This is a genomic window from Flavobacterium panici (assembly GCF_024499525.1).
Lineage (GTDB): Bacteria > Bacteroidota > Bacteroidia > Flavobacteriales > Flavobacteriaceae > Flavobacterium > Flavobacterium panici.
The window spans coordinates 2,467,865-2,494,157 of the sequence record NZ_CP100437.1; the positions used below are offsets into that span (position 1 = coordinate 2,467,865).

Sequence of the window (26,293 nt, forward strand, 5' to 3'; positions counted from 1 at the left end):
ATAAAATTTCCGAAGCAAAGGACATTTCCAGAAGAAAAAAAAGAAGAAATTCTGCGCCTCTGCGTTTCTGCGAGATTAAAAAGAACAGCGAAAAACCAGACTTTGCGTTTTAGTGCCTTCGCGGCAGAATCAGGCAGAGCGAAGCCAAACCGCCAAAATCCCCAATAAAGATAAAACCACGAAAAAAACTTTACCTTGTAAAAAGCAAGATACCAGCGACTTATAAAAAAGATGGAAAAAATATAAAAAAAAGGCTTGTAAATGTAAATAAAGGTTCTACTTTTGCACCCGCAACAACGAAAGACGTTCACTGAAAGACTGACAAGAGAAGAAATCAAAACTGAAAAATTTTTCAGAAAAAAGATTAGAAAAAGCTTGTGAGATTTGAAAAATGCTTTTACATTTGCACCCCGCAAAACACGGAAGTTCATTGAGAGACTGGAAGAAAAATTAAGAAAAAGGAAACGAAAAAAAAGTTTCAAATTTTTTTTAAATTTTTCTTGCGAGAAACAAAAAGAAGTTTTAGTTTTGCACCCGCTTTGAAACACAAGCGAAGTTAAAAAGAAGACACGTTCGTAGACATATTGAATTGACAGCCGTTCCGATGCAAATCGGAACAAAAGAATAAGAGTAATAGAATCGTAAGATTTGAAAAGAACCACTAGAGTAAGCATCGAATAATAATATTAAAATATACGATGAAGAGTTTGATCCTGGCTCAGGATGAACGCTAGCGGCAGGCTTAACACATGCAAGTCGAGGGGTAGAGCACTTCGGTGCTTGAGACCGGCGCACGGGTGCGTAACGCGTATGCAATCTGCCTTTCACAGAGGGATAGCCCAGAGAAATTTGGATTAATACCTCATAGTATTATGGAGTGGCATCACTTTATAATTAAAGTCACAACGGTGAAAGATGAGCATGCGTCCCATTAGCTAGTTGGTAAGGTAACGGCTTACCAAGGCAACGATGGGTAGGGGTCCTGAGAGGGAGATCCCCCACACTGGTACTGAGACACGGACCAGACTCCTACGGGAGGCAGCAGTGAGGAATATTGGACAATGGGCGCAAGCCTGATCCAGCCATGCCGCGTGCAGGATGACGGTCCTATGGATTGTAAACTGCTTTTGTACGAGAAGAAACATCCCGACGTGTCGGGACTTGACGGTATCGTAAGAATAAGGATCGGCTAACTCCGTGCCAGCAGCCGCGGTAATACGGAGGATCCAAGCGTTATCCGGAATCATTGGGTTTAAAGGGTCCGTAGGCGGTTTAGTAAGTCAGTGGTGAAAGCCCATCGCTCAACGGTGGAACGGCCATTGATACTGCTGAACTTGAATTACTGGGAAGTAACTAGAATATGTAGTGTAGCGGTGAAATGCTTAGATATTACATGGAATACCAATTGCGAAGGCAGGTTACTACCAGTTGATTGACGCTGATGGACGAAAGCGTGGGGAGCGAACAGGATTAGATACCCTGGTAGTCCACGCCGTAAACGATGGATACTAGCTGTTGGGAGCAATCTCAGTGGCTAAGCGAAAGTGATAAGTATCCCACCTGGGGAGTACGTTCGCAAGAATGAAACTCAAAGGAATTGACGGGGGCCCGCACAAGCGGTGGAGCATGTGGTTTAATTCGATGATACGCGAGGAACCTTACCAAGGCTTAAATGTAGATTGACCGTTTTGGAAACAGAACTTTCGCAAGACAATTTACAAGGTGCTGCATGGTTGTCGTCAGCTCGTGCCGTGAGGTGTCAGGTTAAGTCCTATAACGAGCGCAACCCCTGTTGTTAGTTGCCAGCGAGTCATGTCGGGAACTCTAACAAGACTGCCAGTGCAAACTGTGAGGAAGGTGGGGATGACGTCAAATCATCACGGCCCTTACGCCTTGGGCTACACACGTGCTACAATGGCCGGTACAGAGAGCAGCCACTGGGTGACCAGGAGCGAATCTATAAAACCGGTCACAGTTCGGATCGGAGTCTGCAACTCGACTCCGTGAAGCTGGAATCGCTAGTAATCGGATATCAGCCATGATCCGGTGAATACGTTCCCGGGCCTTGTACACACCGCCCGTCAAGCCATGGAAGCTGGGGGTGCCTGAAGTCGGTGACCGCAAGGAGCTGCCTAGGGTAAAACTGGTAACTAGGGCTAAGTCGTAACAAGGTAGCCGTACCGGAAGGTGCGGCTGGAACACCTCCTTTCTAGAGCCTTAGTGTTAGCTATATGCACGCTGGGGAAAAAAGATGCGAAACCTGTTGGTTTTGAATCGAGGATTATATTACTCTTGCTGTTAGTTCAAATAATAAATTTTTAAGTAAAACAGAGTCTCGTAGCTCAGCTGGTTAGAGTACTACACTGATAATGTAGGGGTCGGCAGTTCGAGTCTGCCCGGGACTACTTTTTAAGAATTGTTAATTATAAATTATGAATTGTAAATTATAAGAAACAAGAACAAATTAAAAAGACTGAAACTTAGAAAAAAGGAAATTTTAGAGGTTGAGTAACCGTTTTAAGTACTGTTAACTGAAAACTGTTAACTGACAACTAAAAAATGGGGGATTAGCTCAGCTGGCTAGAGCGCCTGCCTTGCACGCAGGAGGTCAACGGTTCGACTCCGTTATTCTCCACTGATTATCTGTAAAGATAGATAATAAAAGTTCATTGACATATTGAGATAAGAAAATAATAAGAAAGTAGAAAGCGTTTTTTACGATTTATTGTAAAAAACAAAAAAAAAGGTCTCGTTTTAAGAACGAGATTGGTACAATAAGCAAAATAAGGGCGTATGGGGGATGCCTAGGCTCTCAGAGGCGATGAAGGGCGTGATAAGCTGCGAAAAGCTGCGGGGACAAGCACACATTGATTGATCCGCAGATACCCGAATGGGGCAACCCACTATGTTGAAGACATAGTACACCGATAGGTGGGCAAACCCGCTGAACTGAAACATCTAAGTAGGCGGAGGAGAAGAAAACAAAAGTGATTCCGTAAGTAGTGGCGAGCGAACGCGGATTAGCCCAAACCAGTGTTGTTACGGCAATGCTGGGGTTGTAGGACCACGAGATTTTATGCATGCAGAACCGGAAGTTACTGGAAAGTGACACCATAGAGGGTGATAGTCCCGTATGGGTAATAAATGTAATAGATAGTGGTATCCTGAGTAGGGCGGGGCACGTGAAACCCTGTCTGAATTTGGCGGGACCATCCGCTAAGGCTAAATACTCCTGAGAGACCGATAGTGAACCAGTACCGTGAGGGAAAGGTGAAAAGAACCGTGAATAACGGAGTGAAATAGATCCTGAAACCATACGCTTACAAGCGGTCGGAGCCCTTTCGTGGGGTGACGGCGTGCCTTTTGCATAATGAGCCTACGAGTTAACGCTGCTGGCGAGGTTAAGTGGTTAAGCCACGGATCCGCAGCGAAAGCGAGTCTGAATAGGGCGCTTTAGTCAGTAGTGTTAGACGCGAAACCGTGTGATCTACCCATGGGCAGGATGAAGCTGTGGTAACACACAGTGGAGGTCCGAACCGGTTGACGTTGAAAAGTCTTCGGATGACCTGTGGGTAGGGGTGAAAGGCCAATCAAACTCGGAAATAGCTCGTACTCCCCGAAATGCATTTAGGTGCAGCGCTGAATTAAGTTATATAGAGGTAGAGCTACTGATTGGATGCGGGGGCTTCACCGCCTACCAATTCCTGACAAACTCCGAATGCTATATAATGTTTCTCAGCAGTGAGGGCTTGGGTGCTAAGGTCCAAGTCCGAGAGGGAAAGAACCCAGACCATCAGCTAAGGTCCCCAAATATACACTAAGTTGAAAGAACGAGGTTTGTCTGCCCAGACAGCTAGGATGTTGGCTTGGAAGCAGCCATTCATTTAAAGAGTGCGTAACAGCTCACTAGTCGAGCGGACGAGCATGGATAATAATCGGGCATAAGTGTATTACCGAAGCTATGGATTTACAGTTTACTGTAAGTGGTAGGGGAGCATTCTAACAGGGTTGAAGGTGTATCGTCAGGTATGCTGGACTGGTTAGAAAAGAAAATGTAGGCATAAGTAACGATAATGCGGGCGAGAAACCCGCACACCGAAAAACTAAGGTTTCCACAGCTATGCTAATCAGCTGTGGGTTAGTCTGGTCCTAAGGCGAACCCGAAAGGGACAGTCGATGGCTAACGGGTTAATATTCCCGTACTACTAATTACTGTGATGGGGTGACGGAGTGATGAAAGCGCCGCGAACTGACGGAATAGTTCGTTAAAGTACCTAGCTATAGGCTCTGCAGGCAAATCCGCAGAGACTGGTGAAATACGATAGTACTCGGAGTCTTCGGACAAAGAGATAGTGCGCCTAAGGGCTTCCAAGAAAAACCTCTAAACTTCAGGTAATTAGTACCAGTACCGTAAACCGACACAGGTAGTTGAGGAGAGAATCCTAAGGTGCTCGAGAGATTCATGGCTAAGGAATTAGGCAAAATAGACCTGTAACTTCGGGAGAAAGGTCGCCCCGAGCAATCGGGGCCGCAGTGAAGAGGTCCAGGCGACTGTTTATCAAAAACACAGGGCTCTGCAAAATCGTAAGATGAAGTATAGGGCCTGACACCTGCCCGGTGCTGGAAGGTTAAGAGGAGATGTTATCTTCGGAGAAGCATTGAATTGAAGCCCCAGTAAACGGCGGCCGTAACTATAACGGTCCTAAGGTAGCGAAATTCCTTGTCGGGTAAGTTCCGACCTGCACGAATGGTGTAACGATCTGGACACTGTCTCAGCCATGAGCTCGGTGAAATTGTAGTAACGGTGAAGATGCCGTTTACCCGCAGTGGGACGAAAAGACCCTGTGCACCTTTACTATAGCTTAGTATTGACCTTGGATAAATGATGTGTAGGATAGGTTGGAGACTGTGAAGCGGCGTCGCCAGGCGTTGTGGAGTCATTGTTGAAATACAACCCTTTGTTTATCTGAGGCCTAACCCCGCGCTGCGGGGGACATTGCTTGGTGGGTAGTTTGACTGGGGTGGTCGCCTCCAAAAGAGTAACGGAGGCTTCTAAAGGTTCCCTCAGTACGCTTGGTAACCGTGCGTAGAGTGCAATGGCATAAGGGAGCTTGACTGAGAGACATACAGGTCGATCAGGTACGAAAGTAGAGCATAGTGATCCGGTGGTTCCGCATGGAAGGGCCATCGCTCAAAGGATAAAAGGTACGCCGGGGATAACAGGCTGATCTCCCCCAAGAGCTCATATCGACGGGGGGGTTTGGCACCTCGATGTCGGCTCGTCACATCCTGGGGCTGGAGAAGGTCCCAAGGGTTGGGCTGTTCGCCCATTAAAGTGGCACGCGAGCTGGGTTCAGAACGTCGTGAGACAGTTCGGTCTCTATCTACTGTGGGCGTTAGAAATTTGAGTGGATCTGATTCTAGTACGAGAGGACCGAATTGGACAAACCTCTAGTGTATCTGTTGTCCCGCCAGGGGCACCGCAGAGTAGCTACGTTTGGAAGGGATAAGCGCTGAAAGCATATAAGCGCGAAACCCACCACAAGATGAGATTTCTTTTAAGGATCGTGGAAGATGACCACGTTGATAGGCTATAGATGTAAAGGCAGTAATGTCATAGTCGAGTAGTACTAATAATCCGTAAGCTTATGTACAACCTTTTCCCCTCTCGTCCCAGACGAGAGGGGAGGAAACTTTCTAAACAAAAACTTATTTTTCTTTATCTCAGTATGTTAAAATATTTGCCCGTCGCGGGCAGTCTTTAAGTCGAAAGATTAAAGTCAAAAGTCGAAAGACTTTACAACTTTAAGACTTGTGACTTTAGACTAACAACCTTAAGGTGGTTATTGCGGCGGGGCTCACCTCTTCCCATCCCGAACAGAGTAGTTAAGCCCGCCTGCGCAGATGGTACTGCAGTATTGTGGGAGAGTATGTCGTCGCCTTTCTTTGAAGAATCCTCATCATGTATTTGATGAGGATTTTTTGTTTTATAATACTTCTAGAAACTAAACTCTTTTTTGGTTAAAAAACTAATATTAACAGATATGTGCCAGACTACCTGCGTTTGAAACTGCAGGCAATATTTTGTAATTTAAAGTCGAAGTATTCGAAATTGATATTATTTCCTGCCGTAGAACGAAATTTTTGTTTATTCTAAAAGCAAAAAGTAACTGACAGCTACGCTAAGAGAAATTATATAATTATTCTATTGATACTTAGGTTTTGTAAATCAGTATATTGGATTTTATGCCCATACTATATTTTTTTATTGTCAACATCATTAATAAATTGAATTACACCATTCATAAATACTTTTTGATCATCCCACATAGCTAAATGACTTCCATTTGGACAATATAAATAACGTCCTTTTTTGACTAATTTGCTTTGTTCTTCCATTGCTTTTGGATCCATTGTGTCATATTTGGCACCAATCATAAGTGTTGGAATTGTAATTTCTTGTAAACGATTTTTAATATCCCATTTTGCTAATCTTCCGCTAATACCAAATTCACTTGGTCCCTGCATCATAGTATAAATCTCTCCATTTACATGTTTGCTGGCTCGGTTTAATCCGTCTGGCCATTCTTTTAATCGGCATAAATGTTCTTTATAAAAATTTGGAAGCAGTAATTCCATGTATCTCGGATTACTAAAATCTTTTTTAGCTTCTAAAGCTCTTATTTCTGCTAAAATTTCGGGTTTCATTTGCTTTGCTAAAACATTATCAGCATATTTTCCATATTCGGGGGCACTTGCCATCATATTTGACACCAATAAACCTTTCATGTTTTGTTGATATTTTAATGCATATTCCATGGCAAGAATTCCTCCCCATGAATTTCCTAATACATAAAAATTATCTTTATCTGCATTAATTGCTTTTCTAACTTGTTCGACTTCATCTACAAATCTGTCAGTTGTCCATAGACTGCTGTCTTTAGGCTGATCACTATAATAAGATCCTAATTGATCGTATTCATAAAATTCAAATCCCTCACGTTGAAAAAATGTTTCAAAACATTCCATGTATTCATGTGTCATTGCGGGGCCTCCATGAAGCAGTAAGATTTTTATTTTAGGGTTATTTCCAAAACGTTTTGTCCAAACTTTGAATTCACCTACAGGTGTTTTTATAGGAATCATTTTTACACCGGCTGATTCTACATCATTTTGATTGTAAGTGAAATAATTGGTAAGAACATCAGATTTTGGTTCATTTTTACAAGATGTTAAAAGTATAATCATTGAAATGATTGCGGTATAACGCATATGTTTAAAATTTAAGGGTTTAGACTAAATTACAAATTATTCTTTATGAATATTAATATGATGGTGTTAACTTAAATTATTGAAAAATCATTATTTATAGTGATGTATGAAATTCAGTTGAGCTATAGTTTTGCAACTTGTGAAAAGTTAAAATATATAGCTGCAGAATGAAAAGTAATAGAACTATTTTAAAAATAACACCAAAGTTTCAAATTTTCTTATTCCTGTTTTTTTTCGCTGGAATATGGATTTCAAACGGTCAGAATGGTTGTGCTCAAATACCGGTTTCTGTTTTAAACGGATCGTATGGATTTTTATTGGAAGGTAAAGCTAATGAAGATGATCTGGGATACACAACAAAAAGTGCCGGAGATATCAATCATGATGGTATACCGGATATTATGATTGGAGCGCCGGGAATTGATTTTGGAGGAATGAAAGATGTAGGTGAGATTTATGTCATTTTTGGCGGATCAGGATTTTCATTTAAAACTTTTGATGTTGCTGCCTTAAACGGAACTAATGGCTTTGTAATTAGGGGTGTTGCCGCTGGGGAAAAATTAGGAACTATGCTAAGCCCGGCTGGTGACTTTAATAATGATGGAATTGATGATATTATTATTGGAAATTATACTGAGGAAGGGATGGCAACCGCACAAGTATTTTTTGGAGCTAATACGTTTCAGCCACTTTACAACAGAACTGATATTGATAATACAAAAGGAATTTCTATTACCTGTAATGGAGAAGCAAATACATATATAATAGATGTAAGTTATGCTGGCGATGTGAATCACGATGGAATATCTGATATTATCATTACTGAATTTTACGCTGCAAGAACTAATAATTATGTTGTTTTTGGAGCTGCAGGTATTACGGATTTAGTCACTTCATCATTAAATGGTACAAATGGTTTTAAAATATCAGGATATGCAGTTTGGTATGGAGACAGTATTGGCCGCAATGCCGGAGATATAAATAATGATGGAATCGATGATTTAGTTTTAGGATTTCCGTCTTTTCAAGATCCAGCAAATCCTTATTCAGGAAGAGTAGTCCTGATATTCGGTAAAAATTTAAGTTTTCCTGCAATAATAGATTTGGATATTTTGAATGCATCAGAGGGAACAATTATAACCAATTCTATAAAGGAAAACCGAATGGGAAAATCAGTTGCATCAGCAGGTGATTTTAATAATGATGGTATTGATGATATTATAGTAGGAGCTCCATTTAAAGACCTTGACGGAGTTAGCGGTGTCGGTGGAGCCTATGTTGTTTTTGGAAGGAATACATTTCCGGCTTCATTTTCTATAACAAGTATAACACCAGCAACAGGTGTAGTTTTTCAAGGAAATAAATACAATGATCAGTTTGGATTTTCAGTAGCTGGAGTAAAAGATATTAATCACGATGGAAAGGATGATATTGCAATTTCTTCTAAAGAAGGAATCTCAAACAGTGGTGCCTTATATATTGTTTTTGGTGGAAATACCGCTACGGGAATTGTAAAAGAAAATAAAATTTTAAATACGGTTGGATACCAGATTTTTGATGATTTCGTTGGTTATTCTAATAAGACTTTTGCACGTGACGCAGCAGGAATCGGAGATTTTAATAATGATGGGACAAATGATTTTATATTAGGATCTACCAGAAAAGAAGATTATTATTGGGATAAAGGGAGCGCATATATTTTTTACGGCGAAACTTTAGACCGTATAGATAATGTTAAGCCAATCATTGAGTGTCCTGTCAATCAGGAACTTTATGTGAATTCAACATTACCTAATTATATTACATTATTACCTAATGTAACAGATAATTGTCTGTATACCAGTAATTATGATTTGGTAATAACTCAAAGCCCACCTCAGGGGACTTTATTCAAAGGAGATACCAATGTAACGATTACGGTTACTGATTTATCCGGAAACACAAATTCATGTAGTTTTTTAGTAAAATTGAAAACACCTCCTTCAGCGCCAACATGTAAGACAGTAAATTTTTCGTTGGAAGAATTAAATGGAACAAATGGTTTTGTGGTATACGGAGAAACAGGTTTTATACAAACGGGATTTAGTGTAAATAAGGCAGGAGATATAAACAATGACGGTATTCAAGATTTTATATTAAGCTCAGTCGGAGATATAAGAAGTTCTTCAGGAGCTTTTAAAAATACACAGGAAATAATAAAGGGAAGTGTATATATAGTATATGGTAAAACCACCGGATTTCCGCCTACAGTTCATTTAAAAGATTTAAATGGAACGAACGGGTTTATTATTCGTGATGATGTAGATTTAACCGGGTATAACAAAACAGGGACTGTAGTAGCTTCTGCAGGCGATATAAATGGTGATGGAATAGACGATATAATGTTGAGTGCACCTCACAAACAAAATATTAATTACGATGCAGGTGCAGTTTATATAATCTTTGGGAAAACAGGAGGTCTTGGTGCTCAATTCTTTTTATCAGGTTTAAACGGAAATAACGGATTTGTATTTTCTGGGACAGAATATTATGAAACGATAGGTGCAGGGATTGATCCTATTGGCGATTTTAATAATGACGGTTTTGATGATATCGCTGTTTTTGGAAGCGGACAATTAAAAAAAGGACATATAATTTATGGTAAAAGCGGTCCTTTTCCAGCCTTATTATTATCGACAGAGTTAAATGGCAGCAATGGTTTTTCAATTTCCGGTGATCCTGCTGTTGATAAAATTGCTAATTCTTTAACAGGATTAGGAGATGTTAATGGAGATGGCATTCCTGATATTGCTGTGGCTACTTATGATGGAGAGAAAAGATATATTATTTACGGAAGCTCTGGTTTTCCAAGTGAATTTAATGTAACAACCCTAAATGGCAGCAATGGTTTTATTGTACAGCATTCAACATCATCTTTAAAATACTCAGGAATAAATAAAGTAGGCGATCTTAATCATGACGGCTTTAATGATATTGCATTCAATAAAGATTTTGTCCTTTTTGGTTCTGCCAGTCTTCCGGCTTCAGTAGATTTAAACAATCTTGACGGTACAAACGGTTTTAAATTAGAAAATTCATTCGCTTCAGTAGGTAAATCTGGTAGCATTGGTGATTTTAATAAAGATGGAATAGATGATTACCTTTTTGCGGTAAATAATTCAGGTGCTGTAATTATTTACGGTAGAGAGATCTGGAAAAGTTCTATTAATATGTTCAATTTTACTGCTAAAGACGGTTTAAGACTAACATTTTCTAAAGGATATGACACATCATTTAATTTTACCGGAGATATTAATAATGATGGTTTTGATGATATTATTGGAAGCAGTATTATGTATAATTCTTCAGGTTCTGTAAAAATAAATGAGGATCCGGGAAGAGTATATGTTATTTACGGAAGAAAAAATATAACTGATACCGAAAAACCAGTAATAGCTAACTGCCCGTCCAATGAAGTTATTTCCGAAGGAGACGAAATTCCAAATTACACAAACAATATAACAGTTACAGATGATTGTGATGAATATCCTGTAATCGAGCAAAATCCGGCTCCGGGAACCATTTTTACAGGAGGAAAACAAACCGTAACCTTAACCGTGACCGATGCCAGCAGTCATTTTCAAACTTGTACTTTTACTGTTTCAGATGGTATCGACAATGAAGCACCTGTTTTAACCTGTCTGGGAAATCAACTATTAGCTTGTGGCGAAAAAGTTCCTAACTATCTTCCATTACTAACTGTAACAGATGACCTTGATACAAATGTAACGCTTACGCAAAATCCGCCGGAAGGAACTGCTTTTTATGACGGAATGGAAATTGTTTTTACTGCACATGATGATGCAGGACACTACACTAATTGCAGTATAATTATCAATGCATCTGGTCTGGATACCAAACCCCCAACATTTACAATACCATCAAATGTAACACTGTATTGTGGAGAATTTATCCCCAATTACGCATTTAGTCCTATAATGAATCTGCAAGATAATTGTAGTGATAATATTACTGCAGAAATGACACCGCCAGCCGGAACTCGTTTCTATGATGGGATTTCAATACACATAAAATACACAGATGAATCAGGAAATTATGACGAATGCACCTTCGTTGTACATTCGGCAGAACAAGATTTTACGCCGCCATTAATCTATAACTGTATCGGAAACCAGACTTTAGCTTGTGGATCAAAAATTCCAGACTATACACTTTTAGTTAAAGCAACAGACGAATGTGATCCATCGCCGGTAATTACTCAGGATCCAGCTGCGGGAAGTGATTTTACAGACGGAATGACCGTTACAGTAACCGCTAGAGATGCATCAAATCAATATTCAGAATGCAGTTTTATTGTCAGCCTCTCTGCAGATACTACTCCACCAGTTATAACCTGTATTGGAGATCAGAATCTGCTTGTGGGTACGTCACTTCCAGATTATCGTTCAATGGTTACAGTTTCAGATAATTGTGATTCAAATTTAACGGTAACGCAAACTCCAAATTCTGGATCTGCAATTTCTGACGGAATGAATGTAGTTATGAACACTACGGATAATAGTGGTAATGATACCAGTTGTTCCTTTGTGATACATATTGTATTAGATAATGAAGTGCCTGTTTTTACCTGTCTTACAGATCAAATGGTGGAATGTAATACAACCGTAATTCCAGATTATACAAAAATGATTTCTGCAACAGATAACATGGATCCAAATCCTTCGATTGTTCAAAATCCAGCAGCAGGAAGTGACTATTTAGCAGGAATGACAGTTAAAATAACAGTTTCAGATCAAAGTAATAATTCAAAAGATTGTTATTTTCAACTATTTACAAATCCAATTGTAGTTGAGGCAGGAAATGATCAGCAAATTACAGAAGGAGAATCTGTAAACCTTGAAGCAGTAACTTCAGAAAATGGAACTTTTTTATGGTCCCCTTCAGATGGATTAAGCAATAATGCAATTGCAAACCCAATTGCAGCACCTTTAACAACCACAACCTATAAAGTAGTTTTTAAAAATGAATACAATTGCGAAGCCGAAGATTTTGTAACAATAACAGTTGTTCCAGAAGATAAAGACGAAACAAAATATGGTTTTTCTCCAAACGGTGATGGAATAAATGATTATTGGCAAATCGATCATATTGTAAATTATCCAAACAATCAGGTTTTGATTTACAACCGCTGGGGCGATTTAGTTTTTCAAACCGAAAACTACGACAATACATCAAACGTATTTACCGGAATCGCCAACAAAAGCCGAAATCGGGGTGCCAATCAATTACCAGAAGGAACTTATTTCTTCGAAATCCGTGTCAACCAACCACATCACTTTAAAAAACTCAAGGGATATCTTGTTTTAAAACGCTAATTCATGAAAAGTATAATAAATAGTATTGTAGCCTTACTCATCATAATCATTTTTTTAGAAAAGGCTTACGCACAACAAACACCAGTTTTTTCAAGTTATAATTACAATACAGTTTTAATAAATCCCGCACATGCGGGATATTATTCAGATATAGATATTGCAATGACCACAAATGGATATTTCAACTCTTTTGATGGAAGTCCAAAAAATGTTGATTTTTCCATAAACAAATCAGCGTGGTCAGACAGATTAGGATTAGCAGCCGGAATATCCCGCGACGGGATTGGAGTTACAAACACAACCAATTTTTTTACTTCATACTCGTATAAAATTTATTACGGTTCAGATTATAAAGCAGGAGAGAAAAGATCAGCCAATTCAAAAATGATTTCGTTTGGAGTTACAGCCGGAGCAATGCTTTATAACGAAAATTTAACCGAATTAGGATTAGAATTTGATCCGGAATTTCAAGAAAATATTCACACTTTTACACCAACAGTTGGCGTAGGTTTTTTATATAATTATAATAAATTTTACTTAGGATTATCAGCACCAAATTTGTTAAATGAAGCCTTCAATTCAAAAAATAATACCAATTTAAAAAATGTATATTACAGTTATTTAGGCTATCGATTTTTTACAAGCAGTCGCGAAGATTTACTTTTAAACCCAAGTGTTTTAGTAAAATATATGGAAGGATCACCTTTTCAGGCCGATTTTAATTTATTAGCAAACTACAAAAACAAATTCGAATTTGGAGGCGGTTATCGAACTTCAAATACAATAAATGCTCTTGCAGGATTTCATGTTTCAGATAATTTTAGAGTAATCTGCACCTATAATAAATCCTTTGATAATGTAGTAATTCCAGATACTTTCGGGCTCGTTTTAAATTACCGAATGGGTAAAGGATTCGAATAAATCAATCAACCAAACCATTTTCAACCGCATATTTTACTAATCCCGCCGTATTTTTAGCATTCAGTTTTGATAATAAATTACGGCGGTGTGTATTAACCGTATTTAAGCTGATAAACGTTTTTTCGGCAATTTCAGCCGTATTATATTCATGAGCGATCAAAATCAAAATTTCCTTCTCACGTGAACTCAGTTCTGTTAAATTCGAAACCTGTTTTTCAATTTTAGAACTGTTCGAAAGATGTTTTTCTTCCAGTTCCTCAGCAAAATAATTCTCTCCAGAAGCAATCGTATTAATCGCTTTCAAAAGTTCAGACTTCTCAGCATTCTTCAGTAAATAACCATTTACGCCAATTCTAATCAACCTCGAAATCATCATCACATTACTGTGCGTGCTTACAATTAGGATTTTTACATCTGGATATTCTTTTTTCAGAATCTTACTCAATTCAATACCATCCATTTCCGGCATACTGATATCCAGGATAATAAAATCAATATTACCCTTTTTAATTATTTCCAATGCTTCGATCCCGTTTATTGCCGTATCAACAGTGCTAATATTCGGTTCCTTTTCTAATAAAGACATAATTCCCTGAAGGAACATCGTATGATCATCGGCAATAAGTAAATTTATTTTATTCATCAAACTAATATATTAGTTACTTTGTAATTCGTCAAGCTTATTTTTAAAATCAATTCCCTTAATTTTATTTTTTGATCTTGGTTCTAAAACCGGAATTTCAATATTAACAATTGTACCTCTTTTCAATTTAGAATCAATTACAAACGAACCCTTTAAGGTATCAATTCGCGTTTCTAAATTAATAAAGCCAATTCCTTTTGAACTTTTTTCCGTATCAAAACCAACACCATTATCCTCAAATAAAAGATTTAGAATATTCTCAATATAATTCAGCTGAATTTCCACTTCAGAAGCCTTTGCATGTTTAATCGTATTCGTTAAAAGTTCCTGAATAATTTTAAACGTTTCAATTTGAATATCTTCATCCAAATCATTAATCTCTTTTTTCGGATACGGAATAAATGAAATTTTAATCTTGCTTGCCTCGCTGATATTTTTGAAATAAGATTCTAAAACTTCTAAAAATTTATTTTGGCTGAATTTCTTCGGAAGCAAAGTATGTGACAAACTTCGAACCTGCTGATACGTTTCATCCAATTGCAGGCTGATTTTCTGAACATTCGAAAAATTAGAAACATCTAAATGATTCACCTGCAGTTTTATCGCCGCCAGATTACCGCCGATACTATCATGTAATTCCTGCGAAATACGCTGTCTTTCCTTATCCTGTCCGCTAATCGAAGCCTTAATCAATTCTAATTCCTGATCTTTCAGGATTCCATCAATCTTTTGAGAACTAATTTCGGCCTGCTTAATATTCAGTAAATGCTGAACCTTAAAACGTTTATAATACTGAAATAAAAGTCCAATAATAGGTAATAATAAAATCAGAAAAGCAATTATAGTAAACAATTTTGTTTTTTTCTGCTGATTGATTTCTAAAGCTTTTAATTGCTGATCCTTCTTTAAAAGCGAAATTTCGTTTCGTTTCTTATTTGATAAATTCTGAAAAGACAAAATCGTGTTTTCATTATTTTTATTGGAAATTTCCTCCTGAAGCAGCATATTTTTTATCGCCTCTTCCTGATTTGCCAATGTTAGTTTTTTAGTCTCATTTTCAAATTTCAAAACCTCAATTTCCTTTTGTTTTTGAGCTGTTTTGTATTTGATTTCCAATTCATTAATTTCTTTTATTTTCTGAAGTTTATTAATAGAATCCTTAATGTGAGTTGATTTTTCAAAAAACAAATAAGCACTTTTATAATCATCCTGCTGAATCGCAATTTTTCGCAATTCATCATAAATATAACTTTGATTTTGAAGCAGTCCAAAATGAACCGATTTCTGAAGCGCTTCAGAAAAGATCAATTTTGCATCATTATATTTTTTAAGCGAAATATAAGCATCGCCAATACTGCTTCGGCATACAATTGACAACTGGTTCTGCTCACTTTTATCAGCAATTAAAAGCCCTTCCTGAAACATTTTTAAGGCTTCCTGAGGCTTATTTTGTAGTTGATAATTCTCGCCAAGGCCTAATAAAATAATAACACGTCCCTGATTATTATTGGTTTTTTCGCAAAGAACCTTTCCCTTCTTATAAAAAATACCCGCATTTTCATAATCCTTCAGTTTCGAATAAATATCACCAATATTAATATAACTTCCCAGAATAATCTCATTATCATCTTTATATTCAAGGCATTGTTTAAACAATTTTAATGCATTGGTATAATCGCCCAATTCGCTGTACGTTTGCGCTAAACCATGTGTATGCGTATAAAAAAGATTTTTTTCATTGTATTTCTGAGAAGCTTCAATACCCTTTAAATGCCATTTTTTACTTTCATTCAGCAAACCTCTTTTTTTATAATTAATTGCCAGTAAATTATAACCAAGAGAAAAAAGTCGGTTTTTTAAAGAATCGTTTACGACAGTATTGAATTTTAAAGCTTGATTCGTGTAATAAATAGAAGAATCAATAATAGCCCTTTTATTAAAATAATAAGCAAGAAGTAAATTGGTTCTGGCTATGGAGCGATTTCCCGCCGCACCCGATTTTAATATCGAATGTGCTTTTTTATACGCCTTTTTTTCTTCGCCTTTATTGTATAAATCATAAAGTGCCAGCGTATTTTTATCCTCTTTAATCTCTACAGAATTTCTGGAAACAAAAGTTTTCTTTTTATTTTCAATCTGCGCTTGCAGACTGAATGATAAAAAGAGAAAAATCAATAAAAAAAGTCTTTTAGACCAGATTGCCATACGTTTTTGGTTTGTCCTCTAAAACAGAATCAGAGTAATTTTTAAAGCCTTGTAAACTTGGGGTTTATGAAATCTGTTCAATTTTTGACAGAGAGGTAAAAATAGCACAAAACAATTAAATACCAGTTTCTTAAAATAGATTTTTTAATCAAAGTTGTGATATAATTGTTTTAAAAAAGCAAAATTAAAAACGCTTGTAAATCAGTTAATTGACAAGTATAAAAAAACTAAAAATTTCTTAAATAGATTTGAAGCCAGATTTTCTTGCAGTAAATTAGTAATACTATACTTAAATAAACGATTATGAAAAATAGAATATTTTTAGCCATAGTATTGTTAACCCTAACAATCTCGGCCAGTGCGCAGAAGAAAATCGAAGTAACAGAACTTCCAAAACCAGCACAGGAATTTTTAAAGAAACATTTTAGCCATACCACAGTGGTAACCGCCAAAAAAGATGCAGAACACGGCGAAAAAGGTTTTGAAGTAATATTGAAAGACGGAACAGAAGTAGAATTCTGGAAAGACGGATCGTATCGTGAAGTTGATGGAGAAGGCAAACCAATTCCAACCGATTTTATTCCGGATAATATCAAAGCGTATGTTGCCAAAAATCATCCGAACGAAAAAATAACGCACATCGACTATGGACACAAAGATTTAGATGTTGATTTAACAAACAAAATCGATTTGGAATTTACCAAAGACGGTAAAATTCTAAAAGACGAAAAAGACAAATAAAAATCTTTTATTGGTTTACATTCCCGATTAAATCAGCCTGTGATTTAATCGGGAATTTTTTATTTAACACCAATTTATAGTTAAGAACATCTTGAACGAAAATAGTTTATATTTACATTTCTATTTTTTATTTCATGGAAGAGAATAAACATGTAACGATTTACGATATTGCCGAGCGTTTAAACCTGGCAACATCAACTATTTCACGCGCTTTAAAAGACCACCACACCATAAGTGACAAAACGATAAAGAAAGTGAAAAAAACTGCCGAAGAAATGGGATTTGTTCCCAACACTTTAGCGGCAGGTTTACGCGGAAACAAAACCAGAACCATTGGTGTTTTAATTCCAACCGTTACACAGCCGTTTTTATCATCATTAATCAGCGGAATCGAAATTACAGCCCAAAAATCGGATTATACCGTAATTATTATGCAGTCGCATGACTCTTACGAAGAAGAAGTAAATATGGCTAAATCGCTGTATAGTAATCGTGTAAGCGGTGTAATTTGTTCGCTTGCAATGGAAACCAGAGATACGGCACACTTCCATCAGTTTTCAAACAATAATATTCCGTTAGTATTTGTCGACAGGGTTCCAAAAGATTACAATACTTTTAGAGTCGTTATCGACAATTATACAGCAGGTTACAAAGCCACAAAACACCTTATAGAACAAGGCTGTATCCGAATTGCACATTTAACCGCTGGTTCAGAATTAGGAAATCTTTATAATGAAAGAAAAAGGGGTTATATAGAAGCCTTAAAAGATCATAATATTACTGTAGAAGAAGAATTGATAATTAATTTAAATTCAGTTACCTACGAAGATGGAGTAAAAGCCAGCAATGCTTTATTTGATTTAAAACCAATGCCCGACGGACTATTTGCTCCCGGAGATATTTTAGCCGTAAGTGCCGTGCAGACCGCTAAAAAAAGAGGCATAAAAGTGCCCGAAGAATTTAAAGTAATTGGTTTTAATAACGACCCAATTTCACAGATTATAGATCCTAATTTGTCGACAATTACGCATCCTGCCGAAAAAATGGGAAAAGCGGCAGCCGAAATTATTATCAAAAATTTGAAATCATCTAAAAATGATGATGCAAAAGAAATCACCTTTTTAAATACAGAAGTACTGGCAAGAGAATCTTCTCAAAAATAAAATATAAAATTTAGGATTTAAACACTGAATTCAAACACTGAATTCAAACCCTCTAAAGCAGGATAGTTTTTATAATTATCCTGCTTTTATTTGTTACAGAAATATATTTTTTGAAAAAAAGAGAACTAAAATTTTTTTCTTAAACAACAATCCTATATTTTTACGCAACCGATTGCAATTGTTGTTTTGTTAGAATAATACATTTTTTAAATTAAATTTTTATCAAATAGTAAGATTCAAATGCAAAATGTTGATGTTGTAAAATGAAAGTTTTTAAGAATAAACTAATTAGTAAATGACTTCAGTAAGATTTGTATTTCTGTTTCTTTCGATTTCCTTTTCGGCATTTGCTCAAAAGGATTATAAATTATGGCTTCAATATGACAGAATAACTAATTCAAAAATTGCTTTAGAATATAAAAACAATATTCAGGGAATTGTTTCTTTAAGAAATTCCCAAACTTCTCAGATTTACGTAAAAGAATTAGAAAACGGAATTGCCGATATGTTGGGAAATAAACTAGAAATAAAATCAGAAATAAAAGGAGAAAACAATCTGATTATAGCTTCTCAAAATTCTTTAAATCCGGATTTACAAAAAGCCTTAAAAGAAGATTTCGGCAAAATAAATAACGAAGGTTTTATGATTAAAACAATTTCTTTTAAAAATAAAAAACAGCTTATAATTTCAGGAAAAAATGATGTAGCTGTTTTATACGGAGTTTTTAATTTTTTAAGATTGATGCAAACCAATAAATCAATTCAAAACTTAAATATTACCGATTCACCAAAAACAAATATCAGAATCCTAAATCATTGGGATAATCTCGACCGAACTGTTGAACGCGGTTATGCAGGTTTCTCTGTATGGAACTGGCAGAAATTGCCTGATTTTATCGATCAACGCTATATTGATTACGCCAGAGCAAATGCATCAATAGGAATCAACGGAACAGTTTTGACGAATGTAAATGCAAATGCTTTAATCTTAACGTCGCAATATTTAGAAAAAGTCGAAGCCTTAGCGAATGTTTTTAGACCTTACGGAATAAAAGTCTATTTAACTGCAAGATTTTCAGCACCAATTGAAATAGGAAACCTTAAAACTGCTGACCCAAAAGATCCTGAAGTGATGAATTGGTGGAAAAATAAAGCAGCTGAAATTTACAAACGAATTCCTGATTTTGGCGGATTTTTAGTAAAAGCCAATTCAGAAGGTCAGCCCGGCCCTCAAAATTACGGAAGAGATCATGTTGACGGCGCAAATATGCTTGCCGATGCCGTTGCCCCGTTTGGAGGTATAATTATGTGGAGAGCCTTTGTATATTCCGAACACGACGCAAACGATCGTGCAAAACAAGCTTACGCCGAATTTCAGCCATATGACGGAAAATTCAAGGAAAATGTAATCGTCCAGGTAAAAAACGGGGCGATTGATTTTCAGCCCAGAGAACCGTTTCATCCGTTATTTGGCGCCATGCCAAAAACGCCTTTAATGATGGAATTTCAAATCACGCAGGAATACTTAGGTTTTAGCACACACTTGGTTTTTCTGCCAAAATTATTTCAGGAAGTTTTAGAATCAGATACCTATCAAAAAGGAAAAGGTTCAACCGTTGCCAAAGTCATTGACGGCACTTTATATCAAAACAAACTTACCGGAATTGCAGGCGTTACCAACATCGGGAACGATTTAAACTGGACTGGACATCCGTTTGCACAAGCCAATTGGTACGGCTTCGGAAGATTAGCTTGGAATCCGTATTTAGATTCGGAAACCATTGCCGATGAATGGTTAAGATGTACTTTTTCAAACGATGAAAATTTCATAAAACCAGTTGCAGCTATGATGATGAAATCGCGTGAAGCCGTTGTAAATTATATGACACCACTTGGTTTACATCATATTATGGATACCGGACATCATTACGGACCAGGACCGTGGGTTTCTAATTTATCACGTCCAGAATGGAACCCGACTTATTACCATAAAGCAGATAAAAACGGAATTGGTTTTGACAGATCAAAGTCGGGAACCAATGCTACTTCGCAATATGCGCCAGAAATAGAGAAACTTTTTGATAACATAGAAACTTGTCCGGAAAAAGATTTATTATGGTTCCACCACGTTTCATGGGATTATAAATTAACAAATGGCCAAACGCTTTGGAATGGTTTAGCATTGAAATATCAAGAAGGCGTAAATCAAGTCAAAGAGATGCAAAACGTTTGGAATCAAGCAGAAAAATATGTTGACAGCGAACGTTTCAATGAAGTTAAAATGCTGCTCGAAATTCAGCAGAAAGAAGCAAAATGGTGGCGAGATGCCTGCTTATTATATTTTCAGCAATTTTCAGGAAAAGAACTTCCTGCCGGAGTTGAAAAACCAACCCAAACTTTAGAGTATTTTAAATCATTAAAATTCCCGTTTGCACCAGGAAATGGATAATAAATTCAGTAAATGTAACGCGGATTAAACGGATTCGCTATCGCGAAGACACGGAAAAAAACGGATTTTTTCCAATAAAAAAAGAACAAAAAAAATCCGTGTAAATCAGCGTTTTCGCGATAGCGAATCCGTACCATCCGCGTACCAAATACCAAAAAATATATTTTAAAAATATGAATAAAAAAACAGCAATAGTAACCGGAGGAAACTCGGGTTTAGGATTTGCAACCGCAAAGAAATTATGTGACAACGGAATCACAACTTACATCATCGGAAGAACAAAAGAAAAAACAGAAGAAGCCTGCAAAGAAATTGGAGAAAATGCCATTCCGGTAATATTCGATTTAAATGACTTGAAAGGAATTCCAGCCATGATTGAAAACATAGCAAAAAATGGGTCAATTGATATTTTGGTAAACAACGCAGGAATCAATATGAAAAAAGAATTTGCAGATGTTACCGATGAAGATTTCTTAACGATAATCCATACCAATCTTTTAAGCGTTTTCGCTGTAAGTAGAGAAGTCGTAAAAAACATGAAAGAAAACGGCGGTGGAAGCATTATCAACATCAGTTCAATGGCTTCGCAATACGGAATCCCAAAAGTAATTGCCTATTCATCAAGTAAAGGCGCGATTGAATCGATGACACGTGCAATGGCGGTAGAATTGGCTCAGTTTGGTATTCGTGTAAACTGTATTGCACCGGGATTTATAAAAACCAAAATGTCATCAACAGCTTTGGATAACGATCCGGAAAGAAAAAATAAAGTATTGGGAAGAACACCAATGGGCTTTTTAGGAGAACCTTCGGACATTGCAGATGCAGTTTACTATTTCGCTTTAAGCGAATCAAAATATACAACGGGAACTGTCTTGCCAGTTGATGGCGGAAACAGTATTGGGTTTTAATTGTGAAAATGCCACAAAGTCGCTAAGTCACAAAGTTTTATTTTAAAAAACTTTAAAGAGAAAAACTTTGTGACTTAGTGCCTTCGTGGCAAAAAATAGGTAGTATGATAAAAATGCAGCAAACCATGCGATGGTTCGGACCAAACGACAACGTAAGTTTAATCGATATTAAACAAGCCGGAGCAACAGGAATTGTAACCGCTTTGCATCAAATTCCCGTTGGCGATATATGGACAATTGCTGATATAAAAGAAAGACAGGAAATCATTCGAAATTACGGAATGGAATGGACTGTAGTTGAAAGTCTTCCGATTCATGAAGAAATCAAAAGAGCCTCAGGAAATTATTTGCAATACATTGAAAATTATAAAATCAGTTTGCGAAATCTGGCAGAATGCGGGATCAAAATCATCACCTATAATTTCATGCCCATTCTGGATTGGGTACGCACGGATCATAATTTTATCAATGAAGATGGAAGTAAAGCACTGTTGTACAATCAGGATGCGTTTACCTATTTTGATGTTTTTCTTTTAAAAAGACCAAACACCGAAAATGATTATACGGAAATTCAAAAACAAAATGCTTTGAATTTCGGCAATAAACTTTCGGAAGCGGAAAAAGCATTATTGTTTAAAAATGTTCTGTTAGGATTACCGGGAAGTACAATCAATTTTACAGCAGAACAAATTTTGTCTTTATTAGATAATTATGCGAATATCGACAATCAAAAACTAAGAGAAAACCTGATTTATTTTTTATCAGAAGTAACTCCGATAGCAGAAGAAACAGGATCAAAATTAGCCATTCATCCAGACGATCCGCCGTTTTCGGTTTTAGGACTTCCTAGGATTGTTTCAACAGAAGCTGATTTAAAAGCCATTTTCAATGCAGTTCCATCAACAGCAAACGGATTGTGTTATTGCACAGGTTCATTAAGTGCCGATCCAAAAAATAATCTGGAGAAAATAATAGACGATTTTGGAGACCGAATTCATTTTCTACATCTTCGAAATACCATCCGCGAAGGCGAAACTATTTTTAGAGAATCAGAACATTTAAACGGCGATGTCAATATGGAAATTATCGTAGAGAAATTATTGCAGTTAATGAACAAGACAAAAATAAGCCTGCCAATGCGCCCAGACCATGGTTTTCTGCATTTAGTTGATGAAACGAAAGAAACTTATCCGGGATATTCTTTGACAGGAAGATTAAAAGGTCTTGCTGAGTTACGGGGACTAGAAATGGGAATTGCTTATAAATTGAAATAATAAGTTCTATTTGTCATTCCGAGGAACGAGGAATCGCACGAGAAATTCCGCACAGAATGTCTCCAATCTTTGTCGAATCCCGAGTGCGATTTCTCCTTACGTCGAAATGACAAAACTGGCGAAAGCTATGTTTGTTTAAACAAGTGAAACGCCTTTTTACAGATAAACAAAAACTATGTCTATATGTGTTTAAATTTTAAGTTGCTATATAAGTTTTTACTGCTTTTCCTCATCGGATTAAGCACAAAATCGTATGCCATAAACCCAGAGAAATACATAGTAAATCAGGCTTCCGCCGAAAACTTTCCTTTGGTTTCAAAAGGGAAAACCGCTTCGATTTTAGTAAGCGCAACTGATTTCTCAGGCGTTTTAAAAGTGGCAGGACATTTAGAAAATGACATTTTTCAGGTTTCAGATTTGCATCCAAAACGAATCAATAAAATTACAGAAGCGGAAGATTTTGTGGTGATTATAGGAACACTCGGAAAAAGCGAAATCATTAATCAATTAGTTAAGAAGGGGAAAATTGATGCAAACCAACTTCTCGGAAAATGGGAAAAATTCACCACACAAATTGTAGAAAATCCGTTTAAAGGAATTAAAAAAGCCTTAGTAATTGCAGGTTCAGACAAAAGAGGAACAATTTACGGAATCTACGATTTGTCGAATCAAATTGGAGTTTCACCTTGGTATTATTGGGCCGATGTTCCGGTCAAAAAACAATCGGAATTACATGTTTTACCCGGAATTCATTCGCAGGGAGAACCAAAAGTAAAATACAGAGGAATTTTTATAAACGACGAAGCTCCGGCTTTATCTGGCTGGGCATTTGAAAAATTTGGCGGATTTAATTCGAAATTCTACGATAAAGTTTTTGAATTGATTCTGCGAATGAAAGGCAATTATTTATGGCCGGCAATGTGGGGCAGAATGTTTTATGTAGAAGATCCGCAGAACGCTTTTTTAGCCAACGAATATGGAATTGTAATGGGAACTTCGCATCACGAACCGTTAACAAGAGCTCACGCCGAATGGGGAAAAGCAAACGGAAAATGGGATTTTAATACCAATTCAGAAGCTTTAATTAAGTTTTGGAAAGATGGAATTAAAAGAATGGAAAATAACGAAACCATTGTAACTGTTGGAATGCGTGGCGACGGGGACGAACCAATGACCGAAGGGACTGCAATTGATTTATTAGAAAATATTGTAAAAACACAAAGAAATATCATTGCAGAAGTTACGAAAAAACCTGCCGAAGAAACGCCTCAAATGTGGGCACTTTACAAAGAAGTTCAGGATTATTACGACAAAGGAATGACAGTTCCTGATGATATTACGCTTTTGTTGTGTGATGACAATTGGGGAAATATCCGCAAACTCCCAGAACTCAATTCAAAGCCAAGAAAAGGCGGTTACGGAATTTACTATCATTACGATTACGTTGGCGGACCAAGAAATTACAAATGGATCAACACGAATCAAATTGAAAGAGTTTGGGAACAAATGGATTTGGCGTATCAATACGGGGTTGATAAAATCTGGATTGTAAATGTGGGTGACATTAAACCAATGGAATTTCCAATAGAATTTTTCTTAGATATGGCGTGGAATCCTGAAAAATTTAATGCTGGAAATTTAGATCAATATTATGTGAATTGGGCAAAAGAAAATTTTGGAGATCAAAACACAGCTGACATTGCTGAAATTTTTAAATTATACACCAAATACAATTCCCGCAGAAAACCTGAACTATTAGATTCAAAAACGTACAGCATTACAAATTATAATGAAGCAGAAAAGGTTGTAGAAGATTATCAAAAACTAGTTCAGAAAGCTAATTCAATCAACGAAAAATTGCAGCTGGAATATAAAGATGCTTTTTATCAATTGGTTTTATTTCCAGTTTTGGCAAGTGCTAACTTAAATGAATTGTATGTTGCTGCGGCTAAAAATAAATTATACGCAAGTCAGGGCAGAGATTCTACCAATTTATATGATAAAAAAGTAAAAGAGTTGTTTGAGAAAGACATTCAGTTGACGAATTTTTATCATACTCAATTATCAAAGGGAAAATGGAATCATATGATGTCGCAGACACATATTGGTTATGATAATTGGCAGCAGCCCGATAAAAATGTGATTCCAAATACAAAAGTTGTTTTTTACGATACTGCATCAAATCCAGGAATTACGGTTGAAGGCAGTGATGAGATTTATGATTCAAATAATAATAAAACAATTGTTCTGCCAACTTTTAATTCTCTTGAAAACAAGTCGTCTTATATTGATTTATTTAATCGTGGAGTAAAATCTTTTCAGCTTAATATTGAAAATAAAAACAATTGGATTTTATTTTCTTTAATGAAAGGAACAATTCATGCTCAACAAAGAATTCTAATAAATATTGACTGGAAAAAAGTTGCAAAAGGAATAACTAAAGCTGAGTTTACAATTTTAACAGATGATAAAAAGTATAAAGTTGAGTTAAATACCAATAATATTGATTCGAGTAAAGTTCAGGGCTTTGTTGAAAATAACGGTTACATTTCAATAGAAAGTAAAAATTATTCTAAAGCCATAAATTCGGATTTAGTAAAATGGATTATAATTCCAAATCTAGGTAAAACAGAATCTGGCGTTACTTTAAAACCTTCGAATATAAAACCTATTCAAATCTCAGAGCAATCACCAAGATTGGAATATGACATTCATTTTTTTAGTAAAGGAAAGATAAAAGTAAATGCCTATTTTTCTCCAACTATTAATTTTACGATTCGTGACGGCTTGAAATACGGAATTGCCTTTGATAATGAAAAGCCTCAAATAATCAATTTTAATCAAGATAATTCAGAGAAAGCCTGGGCTGAATCTGTTGCGAATAATATCAAAATAATAACATCATCGCATACAATTGAAAAGGCTGGAAATCATGTTTTAAAGTTTTACGGAATTGATCCGGCTTTAGTGCTTCAGAAAATTGTAATTGAAACTGAAGAAGGTAAAGTCTTGGAGTCGTATTTGGGGCCGTCGGAGAGTTTTAGGAAGAAATGATATTTTAAAATACTACGTTCTGTTTGTCATTCCGAGGAACGAGGAATCGCACTAGAAACTCCGTACAGAATGTCGCCAATCTTTGTCGAATCCCGAGTGCGATTTCTCCTTACGTCGAAATGACAAAACGGTGAGCGTATTTAGACCTGACAGGTTTTAAAAACCTGTCAGGTCTCCGTTGAGAAAGACTATGTTTGTTTAAACAAGCGAAACGCCTTTATAGACAAAGAAAAATTATGTCTCTATGTGTTAAAAAATAAATCTATTAACTATTAAACCAAAAAT

General features: G+C 36.5%; 11 protein-coding genes, 2 tRNA genes and 3 rRNA genes. 13 read left to right on the forward strand and 3 right to left on the reverse strand.

All coding sequences use genetic code 11. The annotated features are described in order from the left end of the window. Nucleotides 1-695 precede the first annotated feature (695 nt). The 5 genes from NLJ00_RS10825 (at nt 696) to rrf (ending at nt 5,945) form a co-directional block, all read left to right on the forward strand. Nucleotides 696-2,209, forward strand: a 16S ribosomal RNA gene (locus tag NLJ00_RS10825). Between the two features lie 122 nt (nt 2,210-2,331). Beyond that, nucleotides 2,332-2,405, forward strand: a tRNA-Ile gene (locus NLJ00_RS10830). 156 nt (nt 2,406-2,561) lie between these two features. Continuing rightward, nucleotides 2,562-2,635 (forward strand) — tRNA-Ala (locus NLJ00_RS10835). 137 nt (nt 2,636-2,772) lie between these two features. After that, a 23S ribosomal RNA gene (locus NLJ00_RS10840) occupies nt 2,773-5,654 on the forward strand. A gap of 181 nt (nt 5,655-5,835) precedes the next feature. After that, nucleotides 5,836-5,945, forward strand: a 5S ribosomal RNA gene (gene rrf, locus NLJ00_RS10845). The 16S, 23S and 5S rRNA genes sit together here with 2 tRNA genes alongside, the layout of an rRNA operon. Nucleotides 5,946-6,255: 310 nt before the next feature. Here rrf and NLJ00_RS10850 read toward each other — a convergent pair. Next, nucleotides 6,256-7,272 (reverse strand): proline-specific peptidase family protein, encoded by a 1,017-nt coding sequence (locus NLJ00_RS10850; protein WP_256637174.1) that lies wholly within the window; start codon nt 7,270-7,272, stop codon nt 6,256-6,258. A gap of 167 nt (nt 7,273-7,439) precedes the next feature. Between NLJ00_RS10850 and NLJ00_RS10855 the strand changes: the two genes are divergently transcribed. Together NLJ00_RS10855 and NLJ00_RS10860 are read left to right on the forward strand one after the other, a co-directional pair. Further along, nucleotides 7,440-12,647, forward strand: coding sequence for an HYR domain-containing protein (locus tag NLJ00_RS10855; RefSeq protein WP_256637175.1), 5,208 nt, complete (start codon nt 7,440-7,442; stop codon nt 12,645-12,647). Between the two features lie 3 nt (nt 12,648-12,650). Further along, entirely contained in the window at nt 12,651-13,568 is a 918-nt protein-coding gene (locus NLJ00_RS10860; RefSeq protein ID WP_256637176.1) for a PorP/SprF family type IX secretion system membrane protein, read from the forward strand. Nucleotide 13,569: 1 nt separating this feature from the next. Here NLJ00_RS10860 and NLJ00_RS10865 read toward each other — a convergent pair whose 3' ends face one another. Together NLJ00_RS10865 and NLJ00_RS10870 are read right to left on the reverse strand one after the other, a co-directional pair. Continuing rightward, nucleotides 13,570-14,211, reverse strand: a complete 642-nt coding sequence (locus tag NLJ00_RS10865) for a response regulator (protein ID WP_256637177.1) — start codon at nt 14,209-14,211, stop codon at nt 13,570-13,572. 12 nt (nt 14,212-14,223) lie between these two features. Beyond that, the gene (locus NLJ00_RS10870) at nt 14,224-16,416 is read right to left on the reverse strand and encodes a tetratricopeptide repeat-containing sensor histidine kinase (RefSeq protein ID WP_256637178.1); all 2,193 of its coding nucleotides are present in this window, start codon (nt 16,414-16,416) and stop codon (nt 14,224-14,226) included. Between the two features lie 303 nt (nt 16,417-16,719). Here NLJ00_RS10870 and NLJ00_RS10875 point away from each other — a divergent pair, with 303 nt between their 5' ends. From NLJ00_RS10875 to NLJ00_RS10900, 6 genes are all read left to right on the forward strand, one after another. Next, nucleotides 16,720-17,157 (forward strand): PepSY-like domain-containing protein, encoded by a 438-nt coding sequence (locus tag NLJ00_RS10875; RefSeq protein WP_256637179.1) that lies wholly within the window; start codon nt 16,720-16,722, stop codon nt 17,155-17,157. A 134-nt stretch (nt 17,158-17,291) separates the two neighbouring features. Further along, nucleotides 17,292-18,320: a LacI family DNA-binding transcriptional regulator gene (locus tag NLJ00_RS10880; protein WP_180856796.1), complete on the forward strand. Its 1,029-nt coding sequence runs from the start codon at nt 17,292-17,294 to the stop codon at nt 18,318-18,320. Nucleotides 18,321-18,615: 295 nt separating this feature from the next. Beyond that, nucleotides 18,616-20,769: an alpha-glucuronidase family glycosyl hydrolase gene (locus NLJ00_RS10885; protein ID WP_256637180.1), complete on the forward strand. Its 2,154-nt coding sequence runs from the start codon at nt 18,616-18,618 to the stop codon at nt 20,767-20,769. Between the two features lie 173 nt (nt 20,770-20,942). Next, nucleotides 20,943-21,680 (forward strand): SDR family NAD(P)-dependent oxidoreductase, encoded by a 738-nt coding sequence (locus tag NLJ00_RS10890; protein ID WP_256637181.1) that lies wholly within the window; start codon nt 20,943-20,945, stop codon nt 21,678-21,680. Between the two features lie 113 nt (nt 21,681-21,793). After that, nucleotides 21,794-22,954 carry a mannonate dehydratase gene (gene uxuA, locus NLJ00_RS10895; protein ID WP_256637471.1) on the forward strand — a complete coding sequence of 387 codons (1,161 nt, stop codon included), beginning with the start codon at nt 21,794-21,796 and terminating at the stop codon, nt 22,952-22,954. A gap of 183 nt (nt 22,955-23,137) precedes the next feature. Continuing rightward, nucleotides 23,138-26,008 (forward strand): glycosyl hydrolase 115 family protein, encoded by a 2,871-nt coding sequence (locus NLJ00_RS10900; protein ID WP_256637182.1) that lies wholly within the window; start codon nt 23,138-23,140, stop codon nt 26,006-26,008. Nucleotides 26,009-26,293: the final 285 nt, after the last annotated feature.